Consider the following 6,077-nt stretch of genomic DNA (forward strand, 5'->3'; position numbering starts at 1 on the left):
TGGAGAGGCACCTGTTTTCCCGGTTTACTTATCTGTTATTTGATTATTTAGCAGGCACAGCTGTGAAGATAACAACACGGTTCCAAGCATCGTTTTGGAAAGGTTGTTCTCTGTCGCCGCTGGCTTGTTTTGTAATACGTTTTGGATTGATACCGTATTTTTCTACCAAAATCTTAGCCACAGCTTCAGCACGACGTTCTGACAATGCTTGGTTGATAGCTGCTGTTCCGGTTGCTTTGTCGGCATAACCAGTAACGATAATGTTCATATCAGGATTTTCTTGGAAATATTTTGCAGCATTGAAAATATTGATTTCCTGATTATCTTGCAAGTCTGATTTACCAAGTTTGAACACAACAACGGCATTCATTTCGGTTTCTTCTATCGTTTTCTTAACTTCTTCAGTTACAACAGTTGGTTTTTTGGCCAAAGCAGATTGAAGGTCAGATATCTGTCTGTCTTTGTCGTTCAATGAAGATCTCTGAGCATTGATCTGTCTGTTCAACTCGTCTATCTGGCTTGGGTCTGCATAGCTAACCATGTCGAAACCGCTCTTTCCTAACTTGAAGGTGATACCTGCCAATAGGTTTACAGTAGCATCGTTTTTAGCACCGTAGTGTCTTCCATTGAATCCGTCGTACATAAGGTTACCGATGGCCTCAAGGTTCACGTTGATGCGGTTGTTGACACGGAAATCGGCTTGAAGTCCGGCTCTTGGCACAACGCTATTGGTAACGCCAATCACTCCGTCTTTCTTGAATCCGTGAACGTACCCGATACCACCAATGGCAATAAGGTTAAACACGCGGTCTTCTTTGTATGGCAAGAAAATGTTAGTAAGGTTAACCAACGCGTCGGCATTCGCCTGTATGTAGTTAAACTTGTACTTCGAATCGGTAGCGTTTACATAGTTACGCGATTGCCATCCGTTGGCCTGCAAACGGGCTCCGAACTGAGGGGCAAAATACTTACCTACCGATATGGCAGCGTGAGGACTGATCAAATCGCCAAAAGAGGCTTTTTTAAAGTCTTCGCTGATGGTTAGCGAACCACCACCTTGTAGTTGTACAAACCAATTGTCCCAAAATGAACTGGGTTTCATTACTTGTTCTTGTGCAGAAACACTTGTTAATGCCAAGGCAGCTGCTAAAGCTGAAATTAAAATCTTTTTCATACTATTTTCAAAATTTTGTTGAACTCTTTTTTTAACAGAAGAGCATTAGTAGTTCTGTTGAAATAAAAACAACCGTTGATGGATAAAAGTTTTAAGAATGTGTTATTTTTTTATTTATAACAACAAAAATATAATTTTTTTACGAAAAAGCAATTATTAATCGGCCTTTATGGGGTTTCTTTATCTTAATTTATAATACTTACGCTTCTTATTTTACTTTTGTTAAATAAAAATGAGGCGTGCATTAGGGTAAAATTTGGAGGGGCAAATGTTTAGGTGTTTTACGGTAGAAGCTTCCGGAAGCAAAAACACACCATCCTTTTTTTGTTTTCTTTAAAAAAAAGATGGTAACTTGCTTACAAACAAATTACCATCCCTGTTTTAGGGTGAAAGACGGGTCTCGAACCCGCGACCTTCGGAACCACAATCCGACGCTCTAACCAACTGAGCTACAATCACCATCTTGCATTAGCGGTGCAAAGATAGGTAATTTTGTTGTTTTTGCAAACGTTTTGCCCGAAAATATTTTCTTTTGCGCATACTCCCAATAAAGCTCTATAACCCAAAAAATATTGTATTTTTGCTTGTATTATGACTAAGAGGATATTAATTACGGGAGCGAGCGGTTTTATAGGCAGCTTTCTTGTGGAAAAAGCTTTGGATTGCGGTTTTGAAACATGGGCGGGCATACGCAAAAGCAGTAGTCGTGAGTTTCTGACAGATAAGCGCATACAGTTTATCGACCTCAACTTTGCAGACAGGAACAAGCTTGTGGGACAGATCAGAGAGTTTGTGGCTCGTAACGGGCGTTTCGATTATGTTGTACATAACGCAGGCGTTACCAAATGTCTCGATAAGGCCGATTTCGACAAAATTAATTTCCAATACACAGTCAATCTTATAGATGCCTTGGAGGAGGCAGGCTCTATTCCCGAAAAGTTTGTGCTGATGAGCAGCCTTAGCGCTTATGGAGTGGGAGATGAAGCGAACTATACCCCTCTGAAACTTACCGATACGCCCAATCCTAATACCGCTTACGGTAAGAGCAAGCTGAAAGCCGAAGCGTATCTGAAACAGAAGTCGGAATTTCCTTACATGATTATGCGCCCTACGGGGGTTTACGGACCTCGGGAGAAGGATTACTATTTGATGCTCAAAACCGTCAAATCGGGTCTGGATGTAGGAGCGGGCTTCAAACCCCAGCACCTTACTTTTATTTATGTGCGCGATTTGGTAGATGCTGTTTTCTTAGCACTCGAAAGTACTCTGAAAAATAAAGAATACTTTGTTGCCGACGGAAGTGTATATACCGATAAAGAATATACGGCACTGATAAAAGATATTCTTCACAAAAAAATGGTGCTCAGCATAAAAGTGCCTTTGTCTGTGCTGAAGGTTGTGTCGGTCATAGCCGAAGGGCTGTCTAAACTGACAAAAAAACCTTCTACCCTCAACAGAGACAAATACGTGATAATGAAGCAACGCAACTGGGAGTGCGACATACAGCCCCTTGTCGTGGACTTGGGCTTTTCGCCCCGGTACGATTTGCGCAAGGGTTTGGAAGAGTCTGTTGAATGGTACAGAAACAACGGTTGGCTTTAAAAAACACCGTGTGTTACCGCCTGCCGGATATCCCGGTCATAAAGCTTATCCGGCTGTTAAATTCGGATGCTTTGAGCAAATCTTCAATATTAAGGTGCATCCGGTACTGCCAGTAATGGTTAGGATTTGCAGGATTGTTTATGATTTCTTCTTCGGCGTCGGGTCTTTTCAGCCTGTCGTCTATGGCAAGCCAATCTTGGAGTGGTAGTATCGCCAGCATTGCAGGCGAATTGAGGTGATTCATAATGATTTGCCAGCATAAATCGACCGTACACTCCAATGGAGCGTTACCTTCTTTCCTCAACACCTCTTTGTAGTAACGCTGAGCGCGGGCTTTATCTTGTGTCCACCATGCGCGGATGGGTGGCATATCGTGCGTAGAAGTTGTACAAACACTGAGGTAGGGGAGCGAGGTAAGGTCTTCGAACTCCCGATATGGAGTTTTGGGCATCCGTTCTACATCGAGTCTTAGTATTTGCAACTTTTCCATAACCGCAGGTACACAATTGGGTATCATGCCCAAATCTTCACCGCAAACAAGCATTTGTGTTGCGGCAACCAATTCGGGTAATTTCCGCATGGCCTCTTCTTGCCAAAATGAAGAATGACGCTGATAGAAAAAATAATTGTAAAGCTGATTGTACGATTCTTGCTCATACTCTGTCAATGCTTTGAAAGAATATGTTTTTTGTGCGGCAATACGGGGATGATATTTTTCGGGCTGCTGTTTATCGGGAATGTACAGAACTTCGGTGCAAAGGAGGTATAATCCCTCGCGGATACAGTCTTGTTTTTCATCCGATAGGCTGTCCGAGAAAAGAGTTTTTATTTTAAGCTGATTATCGCAAAAATCGTTCAAGGCAAATTGCCCATTCCCTATGGGGTGTAAAAACTCGGCTATAACCTCCGATGTGTAATTGCCAAATACTTCGGGCAGGTAATCGCTGTGGATATAAGGCTGGGTGAGTCGCTCCTGGTCGAAGGGAACGCCGCTGTTGCCTATTTCTCCCGCAGTGAATGGTAGGGCAGGGCTAAAATATCCCAATAAGCCTTGCACGGCAGTGGTGGGAATCTCCCATATTCTGAAGAAACCCAATATATGGTCTATACGATAGGCGTCGAAATAATCGGCCATTTTCCGGAAGCGTTTTTTCCACCACGAATATCCGTCTTCTTTCATTTCGTTCCAGTTATAGGTAGGGAATCCCCAATTTTGTCCCATTACGGCAAAATCGTCGGGGGGTGCGCCTGTTTGCGAATCCAGATTGAAATATCGGGGTTCGACCCATGCCTCAACACTATTCCGGCTGACGCCGATGGGAATATCCCCTTTCAGAATTACTCCCTTCTGATGGGCGTACTCTTTCGCTCCCCGCAATTGTTTATGCAGCAGATATTGGGTGAAAAAAGTCTTGTTGATTGAATGGCGGATGTTTTTGTCCGATTCTATGAGGCTATTAAGTTTTTCAAAATTGAATGAGCCGAAATCTCCCCATTCTTTGTAATTTGCCGTTCTGAAACAATCGCGCAGATATGAAAAACAGGCGTAAGGAAAAAGCCATTCTTCGTTTTCTGCATAGAAGTCTTTAAATCCTTTTTCTTCTAATATATTCTGTCCCTGTTCGGCAAATAAATCGGATATATATGCCGATTTTAAGGTTATCACCTGTTCATAATCAACAGTTGGCAAGGCATTCAGTGCTTCAAATTGCTTTTTGTATTTATAGAACTTATCAATATCGGCAAGGGGATATTTGGCCAACCCCAAATATATGGGGTGAAGGGCATAGACCGACACCGCATTGTAGGGGTAAGAGTCGGCCTGAGTTCCGGTCTGGGTTGTATCATTAACGGGCAATATCTGAACTATTTTCAACTGGGTAGCGGCAGCCCAGTCTATAAGCTTATTGAGGTCGGAAAACTCGCCAACTCCAAAACTGCTCTCCGTTCGTAACGAGAACACAGGGATAGATATTCCCGCTGCTTTCCACCCGAAACTGTTGTAGTTGTAATTATGGTAAATAATTCTTGTATCATACTCACCGCCGATGTCATTGACGGAAAATGTATGGTTATCGGACTCTTCCCAGTGTGCGACCTCATTCTTCAAATTGTCGAATATCGCAAACTTATACTGAAAAGATTCAGCAATTTGTTCTTTTTCCAAAGTAATGCCCCACCACCCGAATTCCAACGGTATAAGTGGTAGTGCTTTTTGGGTATTCCACTCTCCTAACAAAGTAGAACTGCCACAAATAATCAATCGCTGTTCGTTTTTTACATACGGACATTGCACTTTCAGGAATATAGAGCCTGATAGGGTTTTGTTACAATCAATGTTTTGATAATCCCTACGGAAAAAACTGTTCGAAAAGCCGGATGTGTACAGAAATGTATCTTTAGGTTGGACTTGCCAAATGTCGTTTATGGCGAATGCCTTATCAGCATCCAAGAGCAAGGAATGAGGTTTGCCCCATTCTTCGGACGTTATTCTGAAATCGTCTTTCACAAAGTATTGATATTCTATGTGCCCTGTGTCGCAAATTTCAACTTCGGCACACCATTGGGAGGGAGAAGTGCATACCAAGGGCAATGCTTCGCGCTTATTCCACCCACCTAGTTCGGGGGTAGACCCAACGAGACAGACAGTTTGTCCCCAAGAGGTATTATAATTAATGAAGAATTTGATTTTCATACCTTAAAAACTGCTTTGCGGCGAGCATTACATCAAGAGCAAAACTAATGCTTTATTTTGTAACACCACGGTTTGCGTGTCATAAAAAAGCTTAGTAATGCTTGTATATAGTCAGGCTTTTATTCAATTTCTTTATTATTGTGCTAATATTTTAGCTTCTCTTTTTTGGAGATTAGCAAAAAAGCAATATCTTTGCATCGCTTTTTAAGCAACAGGCTTGTCTCATGGTGTAATGGTAGCACTGCAGTTTTTGGTTCTGCCTGTCTAGGTTCGAATCCTGGTGAGACAACAAAAAGATGAAAGATGTGAGCATTTACGCTTGCATCTTTTCTTTTTTATATGCTACATTCTACAATTTGTATACACTATTATTGGGGGGCAAGCTGAAAATACGGTGAATATATGTTCCTTAAGCAAAAAGTTTCATCCTGATAATAGAATAGCCTTTGTTTTTAACAAATAACTGTATGTATTAAACATTTTCTCAATAAAATTATTTATCATTGCAAAATAGTACTGATGCGTTAAAAATTTGAATTAAATAAATCCAATTGCTCTTTGACATTTTGTTTTGAATTGACTTGAAATTCGGTAAGCAGTTCTCTT

3 protein-coding genes and 1 tRNA gene are annotated in these 6,077 nt (G+C 41.5%); 1 reads left to right on the forward strand and 3 read right to left on the reverse strand.

The genetic code is table 11. From position 1 onward, the window contains the following. Window positions 1-43: 43 nt before the first annotated feature. Together M2132_RS07935 and M2132_RS07940 are read right to left on the reverse strand one after the other, a co-directional pair. On the reverse strand, window positions 44-1,174 hold the full coding sequence (locus M2132_RS07935; protein ID WP_280672785.1) for an OmpA family protein: 1,131 nt from the start codon (window positions 1,172-1,174) through the stop codon (window positions 44-46). A 384-nt stretch (window positions 1,175-1,558) separates the two neighbouring features. Continuing rightward, a tRNA-His gene (locus M2132_RS07940) sits at window positions 1,559-1,634 on the reverse strand. A 131-nt stretch (window positions 1,635-1,765) separates the two neighbouring features. On the opposite strand from M2132_RS07940, the gene M2132_RS07945 reads away from it, so the two are divergent. After that, entirely contained in the window at window positions 1,766-2,776 is a 1,011-nt protein-coding gene (locus M2132_RS07945) for an NAD(P)-dependent oxidoreductase (RefSeq protein WP_280672784.1), read from the forward strand. A 13-nt stretch (window positions 2,777-2,789) separates the two neighbouring features. Here M2132_RS07945 and M2132_RS07950 read toward each other — a convergent pair whose 3' ends face one another. Further along, window positions 2,790-5,471 (reverse strand): 4-alpha-glucanotransferase, encoded by a 2,682-nt coding sequence (locus tag M2132_RS07950; RefSeq protein WP_280672783.1) that lies wholly within the window; start codon window positions 5,469-5,471, stop codon window positions 2,790-2,792. Window positions 5,472-6,077 lie beyond the last annotated feature (606 nt).

This window comes from Dysgonomonas sp. PH5-45, assembly GCF_029893235.1.
In the GTDB taxonomy this organism is placed as follows: domain Bacteria; phylum Bacteroidota; class Bacteroidia; order Bacteroidales; family Dysgonomonadaceae; genus UBA1309.